Raw genomic sequence first — 15,490 nt, forward strand, 5'->3', positions numbered from 1 at the left:
CCATGAGCCTTACGATATGCCGAAGAACAAGCGTCCCGCCCCCCGCACCTCGAATAATACGCGCGAACCCGACACCGATGCGCAGGCCCGGCTGATGGCCGATATGGCGCTCGAGATCGCCGAGCGCGAGGACGCCGCGGCGCCCGGCGGCGAGCAAGAGGAAGCCTTGACCGGCCTGGTGCGCAAGGCGATCCGCAAGAAGCATGACGAGGTGCTGTACGAGGCGATCGAGCTGGCGCGCTACACCGACCCGCTGGCCTGCCGCCTGCTGCGCGCCCGCGTGGAAGAAGAAGCGGCCACCTTGCGCTTCCGGCGCGAGGACGGCCCTGAATACGAGATCGATGCCTTCCTGGTGCCGCTGTTCGTGCGCAGCCAGGGCGGGCTGGATGCGCGCGAGACGTTCCAGGACGAAGCAGCTTTCGAGGCGTTGGCCGCCAGCTTCCAGGCCCACGGGCTGGACAGCGCGGGCGCGAAAGTGGTGCTGCTGCAGCACGCCTACGACCTGGCCGAGATCGACCACGTGGCCTACGGCACCCTGCACCAGATGCTGCGCGAGGCCGCGGCTTCGCTGCTCGAAAAGAAGTTGCAGCCGGCGCCGACCATCGAGGCCAGCATGCGCGGCTGGACCGGCGAACCGGTGGCGCCTGACGAGACCGCGCTCGAACTGCGTTTCCTGCTCGGCTTCTCCCTCAAGCGCAGCGACGATCCGTTCTACCGGGTGCCGAAGGACGCTGCGGCCAGCGATGACTACTTCGCGGCGCGCATGAAGCGCTACCGTGCCTGGACCGAGGCCGTGGCGTCGCTGGTGGCGCGCGTGCTGGCGCGCGATCCCGAGCGCCTGGCGCTGAACTTCCTGTATCAGGACCTGTTCTATGGCGCCAAGGAGCAGGGCGTGGCCGAACTGGCGACGCTCGGCGTGCTGGCCGAAGCCAAGCGCCTGCTGGCGTCCAAGGACCTGGACCCGGACGCGGTGCATGCCGCGGTGGCGCCGCTCGACATGGGCGAGCACGTGGTGCTGCGCGCCAACCTGTATGCACTCGACGGCGGCCAGCCGTGGGGCAGCGTCGAGAAGCCGGTCGACCTGGCCGCCGACCTGGCCGCCGAAGTGGATGAGTTGTGCGATGCACTATTGTCGCTCGGCCTGGAGGGCGTATCCATCGCGACGGGGTTCAGCGCCGATGGCCATGCCGAAGGCGCGGAACCCTATCGCCCTGCCTGACGCCCCGGAAACGAACCGCCGAACAATTAGGGCATTGGCTGCAAGGGCGGTAAACCGGTAATTCAGGCCCCCGATTCCCATGCAAACGGTAAAGTTTTTGCCGTTTTTTCGTAGTTGATTTTCCTGTCTTGATGTAGGACGCCCCTTACAGAAAATTGCCGTGCAGACGGACTCTCCCTATGAAACTCATCAATATGAGGAGAATGTTTAGTTACATCCCCCGCAATATTGCTTTGCACAACTGAAAATATTGGGAAAATTGCATGATACGATTCATCGGTCCGACCGAGTAGCCGTGCGAAGCCACGGTCTTTTGAGAGAGAAAAGAATCGGTCCGGTTTTACTTGCCAACTACTAGAACGCCGTCGAGGCGAAAGGAAATCGACATGCCGACCCTGATCGTGTTTTGCCACCTCCGTTGGGACTTCGTCTTCCAGCGTCCACAGCACCTGATGACCCGTCTGGCCGAACACTACAACATCCTGTTCATCGAAGAGCCAATGCACACGGAAGGCGAGGCACGCCTGGAGAAAACCGAGGTCGCACCGAACATCACGGTCTGCCGTCCGCACACGCCGATCCAGCAATTCGGCTTCCATGACGACCAGTTGCCGACCATGCAGGCGCTGCTGGCGAACCTGGTGCCGTCGGACGAAGCGCCGGTCGTCTGGTTCTATACCCCGATGGCGCTGCCGCTGCTGCAGGTCTTCAAGCCGTCCAAAGTGGTCTATGACTGCATGGACGAACTGGCCATGTTCAAGAATGCGCCGAAGCAGCTGCTGCAGCGCGAGAGCGCCCTACTGAACATCGCCGACGTCGTCTTCACCGGCGGCCCGAGCCTGTACCAGTCCAAGCGCGATCGCCACGCCAATGCCCACTGCTTCTCGAGCAGCGTCGACGCCAAGCACTTCCGCCAGGCGCTCGACCGCGATCTGTCGCACCCGGAGCAGGCGCACATCCCGCATCCGCGCATGGGCTTCTACGGCGTGATCGACGAGCGTTTCGACGTCGACCTGGTCTCGAGCATGGCCGACGCCCATCCAGAATGGCAGATCGTGCTGGTCGGCCCGGTCGTCAAGATCGACCCGGCGACCCTGCCGAAGCAGCCGAACGTGCACTACATGGGCCAGCGCACCTACGACCAGCTGCCGCAGTTCCTGGCCGGCTGGGATGTCTGCCTGCTGCCGTTTGCGATGAACGACTCGACCAAGTTCATCAGCCCGACCAAGGTACTCGAGTACATGGCGGCCGAACTGCCGTCGGTCTCGACCCCGATCACCGACGTCAAGGTGCCGTATGGCGACGTGGTGGAAATCGCGGCGTCGCACGACGAATTCATCGCCGCCTGCGAGCGCCAGCTGGCGCTTACCGCCGACGCGCGCCAGGCGATGGCCAAGCGCATGCGTGAAGTGGTGGCCGGCACCTCGTGGGACCTGACCGCCAGCCGCATGCACGAGCTGATCGGCAGCGCCGAGCCGGGCAACAAGGTCGAACGGTTCTTCGCAACCAGCCAGGACGCGGCCCGCGCGCAGGCCGATACGCTGCCGGTCGCGCAAGTCGGCTAAAGCAGATACGAAAAAAACACCGTGGCGTGGACGGCTGCGCCGTCCACGCGTTCAATTCACATCGCCCCCTGACCAGAAGGTATTGTTTGAACAGGGGACGTCGCCCACCCCGCGGCCGCTCGTTCTAGACTCGCCCCAGCACATCCTCGATCGCCTCCACCGTCGCCGGCTTGGTGAGGTGCTCGTCAAACCCCGCCGCCGCCGTCCTGGCACGGTCCGATTCGCCGCCCCATCCCGTCAGGGCCACCAGCCGGATACCCGCCAGGCGCGGATCCTGCCGGATCGCGGCCGCCACCTCGTAGCCCGACATCCCCGGCATGCCCAGGTCCAGGAACACCACGTCGGGCATCAGGCTCGGCAGCATGCGCAGGGCCTGCCGGCCGTCATTGGCGACCGGCGCCTGGTGGCCCATCATGTTCAGCAGCGCCGCCAGGGTCTCGGCCGCGTCGCGGTTGTCGTCGACCACCAGCACGTTGCGCATCGGCGTCTCGCGCGCCGATGGTGCGTCCGCCGATGGAGCGTCCGCCGGCGGTACCTCAGGCTGGGCGCCGGCACTTGCGAGGGGCAGGCGCACGCTGAACACGCTGCCGGCATTGGTGCCGGCGCTCTCGGCGCTCACGCTGCCGCCATGCAGCTCGACCAGGCTGCGCACCAGCGACAGGCCGATGCCCAGGCCGCCTGACCCCGGCTGCTGGGCCTGGCCGACCTGGGTAAACATGCGAAACACCTCATCGAGCGCCTCGGGCGCGATCCCGATGCCGTTGTCGGACACCGTCACCACCGCCTGCTCGCCTTCGCGCATGGCGGCAAGCCGGATGCGCCCGCCCTTGGGGGTATAGCGCGCCGCATTATTGAGCAGGTTGCTCACCACCTGGGTCAGGCGGGTCGGGTCGGCCTCGAGCACCAGGGCCTGGTCGGGCAGCTGCAGGTCGAAGCCATGGCGCGCCGCCTCGATCAGCGGCATGCTGGTTTCCACCGCCGCTGCCAGGATCGTGGCCAGGTCGACCCGCTCGCAGCGCAGCTCGACCTGGCCGCGCGTGATGCGGGCCACGTCCAGCAGGTCGTCGACCAGGTTGACCAGATGGTCGAGCTGGCGCTCCATGATGTCGTGCACCCTGCCCACGGCGTCGAGATCGCCAGGTGAGCGCCGGATGAACTGCAGGCCGCTGCGGATCGGGGCCAACGGGTTGCGCAGCTCGTGGGCCAGCGTGGCCAGGAACTCGGTCTTGAGGCGGTTCGCCTCGGACAGGTCGGCGGCCATGATGCGCAGCGCCGCTTCGGAGCGGCGCCGCTCGGTGATGTCGGTGAAGAGTATGGCGACGCGGCGCTTCTCGGGCGCGCCCAGGCGCGTGGCGTGCACGTCGTACCAGCGGTCGAGGCCTTTCGCCTCGTTTTCGAAGCGCACGGCTTCGCCGGTCTCGGCCACCTTGCCGTAGATGTCGAACCAGTGCTGTTCATGGGCGGGCACCAGTTGCCGCATCGTCTTGCCGACCGCGTCGGCCAGGCCGGTATGCTTGATGAAGGCGGGATTGGCCTCGATGAACAGGTAGTCGCAGGGTTTGCCCGCGCCGTCATAGATCATGTCGATCACGCACAGGCCCTCGTCGATCGAGTCGAACACGGTGCGGTAGCGTTCCTCGGTCGCGTGCAGCAGCTGTTCGGCCTCGCGCTGGCGGGTGGCGTCCATCACCACCCCATGCACCTCGCGCGGCGCCCCGTGGCCATCGTATTCGATGTGGCCGCGCGCGATCATCCAGCGCCAGCCATTGCCGGCGGCGCGGACGCGGTAGGTGGCGTAATAGGCGCCTTCGCCGTCGATGGCGGCATTGATCAGGGCCATCGTCGGTTCGATGTCGTCCGGATGGAAGGCGGCCAGGTAGGCGGCCAGCGGCGCATCCATGCGGCGCTCGCGGGGCACGCCGAACAGGGCCGCCATGCGGGCATCGGCCTCGACCCGGTCGGCATCGATGTCCCACGACCAGATGCCAAGCTCGGCGGCTTCGACGATGCGCTCCAGGCGCGAGCGGGTCTGCTCGAGCTCCGCTTCGGCGCGGTGCCGTTCGAGCTGGCTGTTGAAGGCGTCGATGTAGAAGCGCGCCTTGGCGCGCAGGATGGTGGGCGACAGCGGTTCGGTGAGCACCGCGATCGCGCCCGCGTCGTACAGCAGCTCCTGGGGGAAGGGCAGGGATTGCGGCAGGCCCATCGCGACGATGGGCGTGCGGCTCGAGCGTGGATTGGCGCGCACCGCGCGGATCGTCTCGATCATCCCCTCGGCGTCGTCCGAGTAGCCGACCAGGATCAGGGCGAAATCGCCGCCGCGCGCCTGCGCCAGGCCATCGGCGGGCGTGGTCGCACGGATGATGGCCTGGCGCAGCTCGCGCGACACCTGGTTGACGATCGGGTCATCGATCGCCCGCTTGCAGATGAAGAGAACGCTCCTGTGACTGCCGTTCGGTATGTTGTCGATCAAAATGATAGCGGCCCGTCAATATATTGATGTCGGCAATCTAAGTGCCCCAGCGGGCCATGTCAACGCGGTTGCGCCGTGCCGGCGCAAAGTCCTCGCGCCTCAGGACTTGTCCGGCACCGGCTGCGACGGCACCGGCGTCTTGAGCGACTCGGGCAGCGCGTCGGCGATGCCTTGCGACGGGGCCTGGCCGATACGGCGCGCTTCGTCCGAGTGCTGGTCGAGGCTGACTTCTTCGGCGACGTCGAAGCGGCCGTCCTCGGCGCCCTCGTCGCCCGGAAGCAGGTTGTCGGAACGGTTATCCTGGCCTGCGCCGGCAACCGGGACGCCTTGCTTGCGGTCTGAATTAGCGGGAGTGTTCATGCTGAGCTCCATGGACTGTTTGACATGACCCAATTATGGCGCAGCGCCTTCGTGGCGGGCGCACGCAAGCCGCCGCCGCCGGGTGCGCCAAACTCACGGTTCGCGCCTCTTGCGTGGCAAGTTCTTCTCCAGGATCGCCCACAGGATCAAGCCGTAGGCGAGCAGGCGAATCAGGTAGTGCAGCGGCGAATCCTCGCCGCCGCCGTCACGCATCGCTGCGTACACGCGGTGCAGGCCCTCGATCGCGAACGACAAGGCGAAATACAAGAAGAAGCGGTCGCCGCTGGCGCGCCAGAAGCGCAAGAAGAACAGGGCGATGATGAGAGAAGCCATGGCGATGGCGCCGGCCAGCAGATGGGTCATCACCTCAGTCCTTTTCGTAAATCAGGCCGTACAGCAAGAGCAGGCAGGCTACCAGCGCGCTCGCGAGGCGCCACGACAGCAGGTCGATCTGGGTCGGGAAGACGACCTTGTCCAGCAAGAGCAATAAATTATTCAAGGTCATGCCCACGAAGCAGGCTCCGCTCCAGAACAGGAGGCGGTGACGCGTGCGCCGGTAGCTGGCGAACAGCAGCACGGCGCAGGTCAGCGAGGTCAGCATGCAGAGGGTGTAGATCACTTCGCCCATATCACTTCGTTTCAAAAGGTATGCACATGATTGTTGTCTGGCGCCTGCTTGTTGCGTTGAGTTTATTGCATACAAATTAGGTCGAACGTACTTGCCCGTACATCCTCACTCATCTTTCCTCAGGCGGAAGGCATCGGCAAACTGCTGCGCCTGGCGCTCGAGGCTGGAATGGATCAGATGAGTCACGTCGACCAACTGTCTTGCGTACAGGTCGGCCAGCCGATCGATCCGTTCGCGCAAGGCGTCGCTGACGGGGGCGTAGCGGTGGCAGTGCGCCGCCGGAGGCTCGCAGGGGCGGGCGATGCCCGCGGTGCACAAGTCGGCCAGCAGCTGGCTGGCCACCCGCTCGCGGATGTACAGCCGGCTGGCCAGCATGGCGCTCTCCCACTGCTGGCTCGGATCGGCGCGCAGCAGCAGCAGGGCTTCCAGGAAGGGCACGGAGGGGATGCTCGTCAAGACGAAACGGCGTAGATCCTCCGGGATCGGCGGGTGGGTCATTCGTGGCGTGCGTGTTTCCCAAAAGGAAAATCATATTGAGAAAACGGCAATTTTAAATCATTCGAGACGGAACTGCCGAGTCAATCGTGCGCGCGCGCTTCCACGCACACGCCATGAACCATTATGCCCAGGAGCACATGCTCAGCTAGAATGCCCGCTTTGTTCATCATTGCCTTTCAATCATGCTTCGCTCTACCCTGGGCAAGATCCTTGCCCGTTACGCCATCGCTGGCGCCCTGTTTGCCTCGGGCGCGGTCCAGGCCGCCAGTTGCCCGGTCCATTACCTCGACGGCCAGGCGCCCGAGATCCACAACCAGAAACTGGCTGCCTCCACCCGCGAGCTGTGCTACGGCGTGTTCGGGGTCGTGCATTCCGGCGTGACCCGCACGCCGCTGTGGTCGGCCGAGTACGTGCGCGCCGATAATCTCAAGCGCGCCAAGGGCCTGGACCGCGACGACAAATTCCATGCCGAGCAGCGGCTGCCGCGCGGCCAGCGCGCCGAACTGTCGGATTATGCGCGCAGCGGCTTCGACCGCGGCCACCTGGCGCCCAATGCGAACATGCCCGACCGCCGTACCCAGCGCGAGAGCTTTTCGCTGGCCAATATGGTGCCGCAAGACCGCGACCATAACCGCCACATCTGGGCCCCGATCGAGAACGCCGTGCGCACCATGGCCAACAAGGAAGGGGAGCTGTATGTCATCACCGGCCCGGCCTTCCTGGGCGCCAGTCTCAAGAAGGTCGGCAACGTGATCGTGCCGACCCACCTGTACAAGGTGGTGTACAGTCCGCGCCAGAAGCTGGCCGCGGCCTGGTTCACCGAAAACCGCGCCGACGCGCCCATCAATGTGGTGCCGGTGGCCGAACTGGAGCGCATCGTCGGCATCGAATTGCTGCCGTCGCTGTCGACGAAGGCAAAGGAGCGCATGCTGCGCCTGCCGAAAATCAAGCAGCGCAAGAACCGATCGTAAAGGACCATCATGAGCAAGAAGAAGAATGCCGCATTCACGCCATTCGCCAATGAAGCCGACGTTGTCACCATCGGCGACCTGATGCTGGAAAACCGGGTCGACCGCATCACGATCTCGGGCGACGTGGACCTGACCGCCGACGTGCCGGGCCTCGAGCGCGCGCGCCGCCTGCACGCACTGGTGGGCGAGATCGTGACCGCGCTCGAGGCGCGCGAATTGCCGGACGAACTGCCGCCGCCCGAGATCAAGACGATCGACAATCCGTTCGCCTGATCGCAACCGGCCCGTTCCGAAGCCTTCCCGGCCGGGCTTTTTGCCCGGCCTTTTGCTGTCCTGCAATCCTGCGCCTACACAGCAGTAAGGCGAGCCTCCCACGACTCAGGTCGTTCTCATCCGACAAGATTTTTCCAACGGTCAATGGTGTGCGTGCCCCAGCAGTATTGGAGTAATCTTGACAACAAAGCGCAATCGAGCGACAACATCGCCGTCAGCGCCTGTACCCCACCTTTCGGAGGAACGACCATGCAACATACTCTTGTCGCGGTGTTCGACAACCGCACCGATGCGCAGAACGCGATGAACGAACTGCTGTCTTCGGGTTTCGCCCGTACTGATGTCCGCCTGTCCAACGCCGACCCGACCGGACAGACCGACAGTCCGAGCGGCCGTTCCGACCTGGATACCGAGCGCAGCGCCGACGGCGATACCGGCATCACCGCCAGTATCAAGAACTTCTTCAGCGACCTGTTCGGTTCGGACAACGCCGAACACGTCAGCCGCTACGAAGGCGCGGTGACCCGCGGCCACCACGTGTTGACCGTGGTCGCCGATTCGCTGCCGGAAGTCGAGCGCGCGGCCGATGTCGTCGAGCGCTACGGTCCAACCGACATCGACGAGAATGCCACCGACACCCCAGACCTCGCGGCAGGCGGCATCAGCGCCGGCGCGATGCGCATGGGCAGCGCTGCCGGCATGCAGCAATCGGCGTCGATGTCGGCCCAATCGGGCCCGCTGGGCAACGCCCAGGCATCGACCACACCGACGCTCGACAATCCGGGCGACCGCGAACTGTTCCAGCAGCGCTCCCTGAACCAGGACCGTCCGGTGGGCGGCACCTACCAGGAGCCGCTGGCCAATAGCGGCCTGACCGCCACCGGCGGCACCTCGCTGCAAAGCTCGACCCTGCGCGACGACCCGATCCAGAATTCGCCGCTCGACAGCAGCCAGCAGGGCGGCCTGTCGGCCGGCAGCGCGCAGCTGGACAACGACCGCATCGCCGCCCAGGACGCGAACCAGGGCTCGAGCGCCCCGGCAGCCGGCGCCAGCCCGCTGGCCGGCAGCTCGCTCGGCGCAGCCGCCGGCGGTTCCTCGATCCAGGGTTCGGCGCTGGAAGGCTCGATCCGCAGCGATTCGCTGCAGCGCGACACCCAGGCAGGCTCGCTGTCGGGCGGCGGCTCGAACCTGGACAAGCAGCGCAGCGGCGTGCGCATCTTCTCGCGCGGCCAGTCCGACGCGTCGCCGATGGCCACCGGGCTCGGCGCCAGCTCGTCCTCGTCGGCCTACGATGACGACGACAGCTATTATCGTCAGCATTTCAACACCACCTACGGCGCGACGGGCGCGTCCTACGACGACTACCAGCCGGCCTACAGCTATGGCAGCGAAGCGGCCCGCAGCGGCCGCTACACCAACCGTGCCTGGGACGATATCGAGACCGACCTGCGCAGCGACTGGGACAGCCGCCATGCCGCCGGCGGCGAGCCATCGGCCTGGGAAAAAGTGAAGGCCGCCGTCCGCCATGGCTGGGAACGCATGACCCGCGATGATGACGACGATGGCTATCGCAGCCACTACGACAGCACCTACGCGTCCAGCGGCACCAGGTTCGAGGAACTGAAGCCGGCCTATTCGTACGGCAGCGAAATGCGCCGCAGCGAGCTGTATCGCGACAAGCCATGGGACGATGTCGAAGGTTCGCTCCGTACCGGCTGGGACAACCGCATCGACGGCACCCGCGACTTCAGCACCACCGGCAGCGACACCAGCGAGCCGTCGGCTTGGGACCGCGTCAAGAACGCCGTGCGTCATGGCTGGGACCGCATGACGGACGACAATGACGATGATGTCTACTACCGCAACCACTGGAACAGCACCTACGGCGCCGCCGGCGGCTCGTACGACGAATACCGTCCGGCCTATGCCTACGGCTCGGAAATGGCGCGCAACGACCAGTACCGCGGCCGTAGCTGGGACGCGGTCGAGACCGACCTGCGCAGCGATTGGGACAGCCGTTATCCGGGCGATGGCGGTCCCTCGACCTGGGACAAGATGAAATCGGCCGTGCGTCGCGGCTGGGATCGCATGACGGATGGCGACGACGATGCCTACTATCGCAATCACTGGAACTCGGTGTATGGCGCGACGGGCGAGGCATATGACGAATACCGTCCGGCGTACAGCTACGGTTCCGAGATGGCGCTCAACGACAAGTACCGCGGCCGTCCGTGGAACGATGTCGAGACCGACCTGCGGACCGATTGGGATACCCGTTATCCGGCGGATCAGTCGACCTGGGAGAAGATGAAATCGGCCGTGCGTCACGGCTGGGATCGCATGATGCGATAAGCGCTTAAAGCGAACTCCTGGAGTTGCGATAAGTTCGCACTCCAGGGTTTGCGATGACGTCGATCTGCGATCCACGAACTTTTAACGTCAGACTTCGAACCTCTAAGTCGCAGCATGCACGTCGTCCCGCGCAGGCGGGGGCCCGAGGCAAGCCCGCAGCACCTCTCACCATGGAAATGCTGCAGCGCTGGAAAACCCGGGCCCCGCCCAGGCGGGGACGACGTTTTCCAGCCAGCTCATTTGGCGAACACCTCTGCCGCCGGGGTAATCCTGACCGCCTCCGGCTTGATGTTCAACTTCATCTCGCCAATCCGCTTGTCCTCATCCAGCAGGGCCTGGGGCTTGTCGGCATCGTACTTGATCGGCGAGAACGCATCGCTTACCAGCGCCTGCTTCAGACCTGCCGCATCCTTGGTAATGATCACCACCGACAGGTTCCTGGCCGACAAATGCTTCTTGATGGCGGCATTGACGTCGGCCACGCGCAGCTTCGCCAGCGCGTCGCGCATCATGCTCGTGAACTCCGGCGTGCCATACCACTGTGAATCGAGGGCGTAGCCCAGCTGCTGGTCCTGGGTTGCAGTCATGACGAACACGTTCTTCAGCAGGTAATCGCGGGTGGTCTCGAAGTCGGCCTGGGGAATGCCCCCGTCGACCATCTTGCCCAGCTCGTGCAGGGCCACGCGCAGTGCGAAGTGGCCGTTCTGCGGCGCCACCGGACGGATCCAGACTTCGAACAGCTGCGCCTTGCGGGCCAGGTTCGGGTTCGGGAAGAACTGGAACATACCGCGCGGGAAGGCCTCGATATAAGCATAGTCGCCGTAGTTCATGCCGCGTTCCTCGCGCATGCGCTGGTACAGGTGGGCGCTCGAGGAGCGGTGCTCGCCGAGCCAGGTCTTGGCCAGCCACAGGGCGGCGAAGTCGGGATGCCCGCGCGTGACTTCGAGCGGCAGGCCCAACGAGATCGCGGTGGCGCGGGTGTTCTTCTCGACGATGTCGACTTGCAGGCCGTCCGGCATGGCGCCCCTCGGTGTGCTGGTCGCCGGCAGGCCGGCGCCTTCGGGCAGCCGCGCCAGCCGGGCCTTGAGCGAGGCGGTCATTGCCTCGGACACATCACCCGAGATTCCTACCTTCACGGCGCCGCGTGTATAGGCCCGGGCGTAGAAGGCTTTCACGTCGTCGAGGGTGATGGCGTCGATGCCGGCCACCGTGCCCAGCACCGGGTGCCCGTAGCCGGTACCGGCGAAGACGTTCGCTTGCAGCCGCTCCTTGCCGAACTCTTCTTCGTTATTGTCCTTCAGGTCCAGCAACAGCGCATTACGCTGGGCGTCCTTCAGGCGCCGGAAGTCTTCCTCGCGAAAGCCGGGATCCACCAGCTGCGGCATGGCGATGCCGAGGAACTGGTCCCAGTTGTCCTTGTGGATGGTGCCGGTGAAGGTCGTCATTTCCTTGTCGGTCTGCTCGGCGAGGCTGCCGGCCAGCGGGAACAGCGCCTTGGTCACCTCGTCGATCTTGCGCTCGCGCGAGCCGCCCGACGCCACCATCGCCGCGCTCAAGGCGGCCAGGCCTTCCTTGCCCTTCGGGTCGTGGGCCGAGCCGGCCGCGAACAGCAGCTTGAAGCGAATCTGCGGCAGGGCCGATTTCTGCACCAGCACGTCGAACTTCGCGTCGCTCGCCTGCGCCGCGAACGTCGCCAGCTTCGGCAACTGCTCGATACCCTTCGGCAGCGCGGCGTGCGACAAGGTCGTGACCACCATGCTGTCGTCGACCAGGTATTTGCGTGCGGCGGCCTGCAGGTCGGCCGGGCTCAAGCTGTCGATCGCGCGATAATATGCATTGAGCGTGTCGTACGAGCGCTCGAAGTGGACGTACGAGGCCAGCGTCGAGGCGATCGCCTCGGTGTTGTCCAGGGAGCGGATCAGGCCATACTTCTGGGCCGACTTGGCCGCTTCCAGCTCCTGCTCGCTCACCGGTTCGTCACGCAGCCTGGCCACCGTCTGCAAGATAGCGTCGCGCACCATCAGGGCGTCCGCCGGGTTCTTCACGCGCGCACCAATGGTGGCGAGTGTCGGATCGACCCGGTTCGGGGTGAAATCGAACAGCTGGTCGACCTTCTGCTCGTCCTGCACCAGGCGCTTGTACAGCGGCGAGGTACGGCCGAACGACAGCGACAGCGCCATCGACAGCGCCGCCTGTTCCTTTTGCCGGGCGACGAAGCTCGGGGCGCGGTAGGCGACCGTCACCAGCGGCAGCGTCGGCGTCTGCCATGCCACGTGGCGGTACCGGGCGCCGCGCGCCGCCGACTCGACCGGCACGTTCGATGTGAAGGCGCCGCGCTTCCAGCCGGCCCAGTATTTCTCGACCATCGCGATCGCTGTCGCCGGTTCGACGTCGCCGGCGATGATGATGGTGGTCTTCTCGGGGCGGTACCAGCGGTCGAAGAAGACCTTCGAGTAATCGTACTGGTTGGGCATGTCCTCGATATCCTTGAGGAAGCCCATCGTGGTGTGCTTGTAGGTGTGGGTGGTGTAGGCGGCGTCGCGCTGCACCTCGAACAGCTTCGACATCGGGTTCGCGCTGTTCTTGTTGTACTCGCCCAGCACGGCGCGCGACTCGGTCTTGAAGGCCGCGACCGGATACGACAGGTGCTGGAAGCGATCGGCCTCGACCTTCAGCACCGTCTCCAGGTCCTCCTTGGCGAAGGTGGTGTAGTAGTTGGTGAGGTCGTCGCTGGTGTACGCGTTCTGGCGCGCGCCGGCCTTCGTGATCACCTCCTGGTATTTCTCGGGCGGGTAGGCCGGCGTCCCGCGGAACATCATGTGCTCGAAGAAGTGGGCGAAGCCCGACTTGCCCGGCTCGACCTCGTTACGCGATCCGGTCTGCACCGGGATGTGGACCGAGACCAGGTTCGGGAAACCGGTCGGCACCACGATCACCTTCAGGCCGTTGGGGAGCAGCTTCTCGGTCGCCTTGAACGGGAGGACATCGGCCGAAGCCGCCTTGGGCGCCGGGGCGGCGCCTGGCGCCGCGCTGGCCGGACCGGCCAGCAGCACGCCGGAAATCAAGATCGCGAGCGTGGTACGCGACAGGGTCGATTGGAACACGATGTCTCCTTGAAAAATAGACAATCGCGCAGGATAGTCTATCCGACAAGGAAAGAACAGCCGTCGAAGCACAGCTCATGCGCGTCTTTACGCGGCTGCGGTCATCGGCAGGCTGATGCGGTTGCGGCCCAGGTGCTTGGCCCGGTACAGGGCGGCGTCGGCGATCGCCACCAGCTGGCCCGCGTGGTTGTCCGGCCCCGGGATGGCGGTGGCGGCGCCGATCGATACCGTGACGTGGCCGGCGGCGAAGCGGCACGGCAGTCGCAACTGCTCGACCCGGCAGCGGATGCGCTCGGCCACGATGGCCGCGCCCTTGAGCGACTGATTGGGCAGGATGACGGCGAATTCCTCGCCGCCGTAGCGGGCCACCAGGTCGTTGGCGCGCATCTCGCTGGCCACGGCCCGCGCCACCCGCTTGAGACACTCGTCGCCGCCCATATGTCCATGCGCATCGTTATAGGCCTTGAAGTTGTCGACGTCGACCATCAGGAGCGACAGCGGCTGCATCTGGCGCAATGCGCGCGTCCATTCCGCCTGCAGGGTGTCGTCGAAGCAGCGCCGGTTGGCCAGGCCGGTCAGGCCATCGCGCGTGGCCAGTTGCTCGAGCGCGATCTGGGCCATTTTCTCATCGGTCAGGTCGCGCAGGGTCTCGACGACCGCCGACAACTGGCCGCTGGCGTTGAAGATCGGGCTGGCGTCGGCCGCCAGGTAGCGCCGGCGGCCGGCGCGCGGCATATCGCACCAGCTTTCGATCGACAGGGCGAGCGGGCCACGGGCGGCGGACTGCGCCGCCAGGTCCCGCGGTCGCGCTGGATGCGGCGCGCGCTGGCTCTTGAGCACCATGTCGGCCAGGGTGGGCCGCTGGAGCTGATGGAAGCTGCGCCAGTGGTCGCCCGTGCCGAGCACTTGCGCCGCCGGCACCCCGGTCAGCTGGGCGCAGGCCCGGTTCCAGATGGTGACGCGGGCCTCGGTGTCCAGCACGAACACCGGCACCGACAGGCTTTCCATCAACTGTCCCACGAAGGCCACATCCTGGACCAGGGCTGTCGGGCCGGCGCCGGTGCTTGGTAAACTCATGAGCCATCCTCTGCGTCAGATTGCGGTATCGGTATCGGTAGCGGCAAGCCGTGAGTTGCCGATAGGGACCGATTCTGCTGCCTGCACAGGTTCAAGCTATTGATTTATAGCAAGGACGTTGGCGAGGTGGAATTCCACACCGCCGGGGCGGCGCCCACGTGCTATGCGCTTTTCCGTCATTCGAACATCCGTAGGGCCATACCGCCCGCTGGTGGTAGAAACATCATCTTGCTTCACGTCCTTGTGCTTGCCCTGGCGTGCGTGGAACAGCCGCCGCCGTCGACGTCCCGGCGCCCGGCGCGCTATAATGGAAGGTTGACGAGAGGCTTAACGTGACTTACAGCATCAAAGAGATCTTCTATACCTTGCAGGGCGAGGGCGCCCACGCGGGGCGGCCGGCCGTGTTCTGCCGCTTTTCGGGCTGCAACCTGTGGACCGGTCGTGAAGCCGACCGCTTGAACGCCGTCTGCCAGTTCTGCGACACCGATTTCGTCGGCACCGACGGCGAGCGTGGCGGCAAATTCAAGCAAGCCGACCTGCTGGCGGCCGAGATCGACAGCCTGTGGCCGGCCAGCTACCCGGCCAGCAAATATGTCGTGTTCACCGGCGGCGAACCGTTGCTCCAGCTCGACCGCCCGCTGATCGACGCCATGCACGCGCGCGGCTTCACCATCGCGATCGAGACCAATGGCACCCTGCCGGTGCCGGAAGGCGTGGACTGGATCTGTGTCAGCCCCAAAATGGGTTCCACGCTGGTGGTGCACAAGGGCAGCGAGATCAAGGTCGTCATTCCGCAGGCCGGACAGGACCTGGCCGCCTACGAAGGGCTCGACTTCGAGCACTACTATGTGCAGGCAATGGACGGCCCGCTGGCGGCCCAGAACATCCGCCTGGCGATCGAGACCTGCCGCGCCAACCCGAAGTGGAAGCTCAGCCTCCAGACCCATAAACTCCTTCAGATTCCTTAACAAGA

Annotated in this window: 13 protein-coding genes; 6 read left to right on the top strand and 7 right to left on the bottom strand. The window is 65.4% G+C overall.

Annotated features, from left to right (window positions below):
* Positions 1–16 precede the first annotated feature (16 nt).
* Positions 17–1,219 (top strand): hypothetical protein, encoded by a 1,203-nt coding sequence (locus AC56KW_RS12695; protein WP_497171095.1) that lies wholly within the window; start codon positions 17–19, stop codon positions 1,217–1,219.
* 386 nt (positions 1,220–1,605) lie between these two features.
* Positions 1,606–2,784, top strand: coding sequence for a glycosyltransferase (locus AC56KW_RS12700; protein ID WP_497171096.1), 1,179 nt, complete (start codon positions 1,606–1,608; stop codon positions 2,782–2,784).
* A 124-nt stretch (positions 2,785–2,908) separates the two neighbouring features.
* Here AC56KW_RS12700 and AC56KW_RS12705 read toward each other — a convergent pair whose 3' ends face one another.
* The 5 genes from AC56KW_RS12705 to AC56KW_RS12725 form a co-directional block, all read right to left on the bottom strand.
* Entirely contained in the window at positions 2,909–5,254 is a 2,346-nt protein-coding gene (locus tag AC56KW_RS12705) for a hybrid sensor histidine kinase/response regulator (RefSeq protein ID WP_497171097.1), read from the bottom strand.
* Between the two features lie 99 nt (positions 5,255–5,353).
* On the bottom strand, positions 5,354–5,614 hold the full coding sequence (locus tag AC56KW_RS12710; protein ID WP_497171098.1) for a hypothetical protein: 261 nt from the start codon (positions 5,612–5,614) through the stop codon (positions 5,354–5,356).
* Between the two features lie 93 nt (positions 5,615–5,707).
* Positions 5,708–5,977 (bottom strand): DUF5985 family protein, encoded by a 270-nt coding sequence (locus AC56KW_RS12715; RefSeq protein WP_497171099.1) that lies wholly within the window; start codon positions 5,975–5,977, stop codon positions 5,708–5,710.
* Between the two features lie 4 nt (positions 5,978–5,981).
* Positions 5,982–6,257 carry a DUF5985 family protein gene (locus AC56KW_RS12720; protein WP_497171100.1) on the bottom strand — a complete coding sequence of 92 codons (276 nt, stop codon included), beginning with the start codon at positions 6,255–6,257 and terminating at the stop codon, positions 5,982–5,984.
* 90 nt (positions 6,258–6,347) lie between these two features.
* Complete coding sequence (locus tag AC56KW_RS12725; protein WP_497171101.1) at positions 6,348–6,698, bottom strand: hypothetical protein; 351 nt, start codon at positions 6,696–6,698, stop codon at positions 6,348–6,350.
* A gap of 224 nt (positions 6,699–6,922) precedes the next feature.
* Between AC56KW_RS12725 and AC56KW_RS12730 the strand changes: the two genes are divergently transcribed.
* The 3 genes from AC56KW_RS12730 (at position 6,923) to AC56KW_RS12740 (ending at position 10,336) form a co-directional block, all read left to right on the top strand.
* Positions 6,923–7,711, top strand: coding sequence for a DNA/RNA non-specific endonuclease (locus AC56KW_RS12730; protein ID WP_497171102.1), 789 nt, complete (start codon positions 6,923–6,925; stop codon positions 7,709–7,711).
* A gap of 9 nt (positions 7,712–7,720) precedes the next feature.
* Positions 7,721–7,984, top strand: coding sequence for a hypothetical protein (locus tag AC56KW_RS12735; protein ID WP_497171103.1), 264 nt, complete (start codon positions 7,721–7,723; stop codon positions 7,982–7,984).
* A 249-nt stretch (positions 7,985–8,233) separates the two neighbouring features.
* Positions 8,234–10,336 carry a hypothetical protein gene (locus AC56KW_RS12740; protein ID WP_497171104.1) on the top strand — a complete coding sequence of 701 codons (2,103 nt, stop codon included), beginning with the start codon at positions 8,234–8,236 and terminating at the stop codon, positions 10,334–10,336.
* Between the two features lie 236 nt (positions 10,337–10,572).
* Here AC56KW_RS12740 and AC56KW_RS12745 read toward each other — a convergent pair whose 3' ends face one another.
* Entirely contained in the window at positions 10,573–13,440 is a 2,868-nt protein-coding gene (locus tag AC56KW_RS12745) for a M16 family metallopeptidase (RefSeq protein WP_497171105.1), read from the bottom strand.
* 87 nt (positions 13,441–13,527) lie between these two features.
* Positions 13,528–14,517 carry a sensor domain-containing diguanylate cyclase gene (locus AC56KW_RS12750; RefSeq protein WP_497171106.1) on the bottom strand — a complete coding sequence of 330 codons (990 nt, stop codon included), beginning with the start codon at positions 14,515–14,517 and terminating at the stop codon, positions 13,528–13,530.
* Between the two features lie 332 nt (positions 14,518–14,849).
* Here AC56KW_RS12750 and queE point away from each other — a divergent pair, with 332 nt between their 5' ends.
* The gene (gene queE, locus AC56KW_RS12755; protein WP_497171107.1) at positions 14,850–15,485 is read left to right on the top strand and encodes a 7-carboxy-7-deazaguanine synthase; all 636 of its coding nucleotides are present in this window, start codon (positions 14,850–14,852) and stop codon (positions 15,483–15,485) included.
* Positions 15,486–15,490: the final 5 nt, after the last annotated feature.

Source organism: Telluria sp. RT2P19 (assembly GCF_059685725.1).

Bases quoted from the DNA above. Each gene is read 5' to 3' on its own strand.
- AC56KW_RS12695 (WP_497171095.1), top strand. From the start codon at position 17: ATGCCGAAGAACAAGCGTCCCGCCCCCCGCACCTCGAATAATACGCGC.
- AC56KW_RS12700 (WP_497171096.1), top strand. From the start codon at position 1,606: ATGCCGACCCTGATCGTGTTTTGCCACCTCCGTTGGGACTTCGTCTTC.
- AC56KW_RS12710 (WP_497171098.1), bottom strand. From the start codon at position 5,614: ATGAACACTCCCGCTAATTCAGACCGCAAGCAAGGCGTCCCGGTTGCC.
- AC56KW_RS12715 (WP_497171099.1), bottom strand. From the start codon at position 5,977: ATGACCCATCTGCTGGCCGGCGCCATCGCCATGGCTTCTCTCATCATC.
- AC56KW_RS12730 (WP_497171102.1), top strand. From the start codon at position 6,923: ATGCTTCGCTCTACCCTGGGCAAGATCCTTGCCCGTTACGCCATCGCT.
- AC56KW_RS12735 (WP_497171103.1), top strand. From the start codon at position 7,721: ATGAGCAAGAAGAAGAATGCCGCATTCACGCCATTCGCCAATGAAGCC.
- AC56KW_RS12740 (WP_497171104.1), top strand. From the start codon at position 8,234: ATGCAACATACTCTTGTCGCGGTGTTCGACAACCGCACCGATGCGCAG.
- AC56KW_RS12750 (WP_497171106.1), bottom strand. From the start codon at position 14,517: ATGAGTTTACCAAGCACCGGCGCCGGCCCGACAGCCCTGGTCCAGGAT.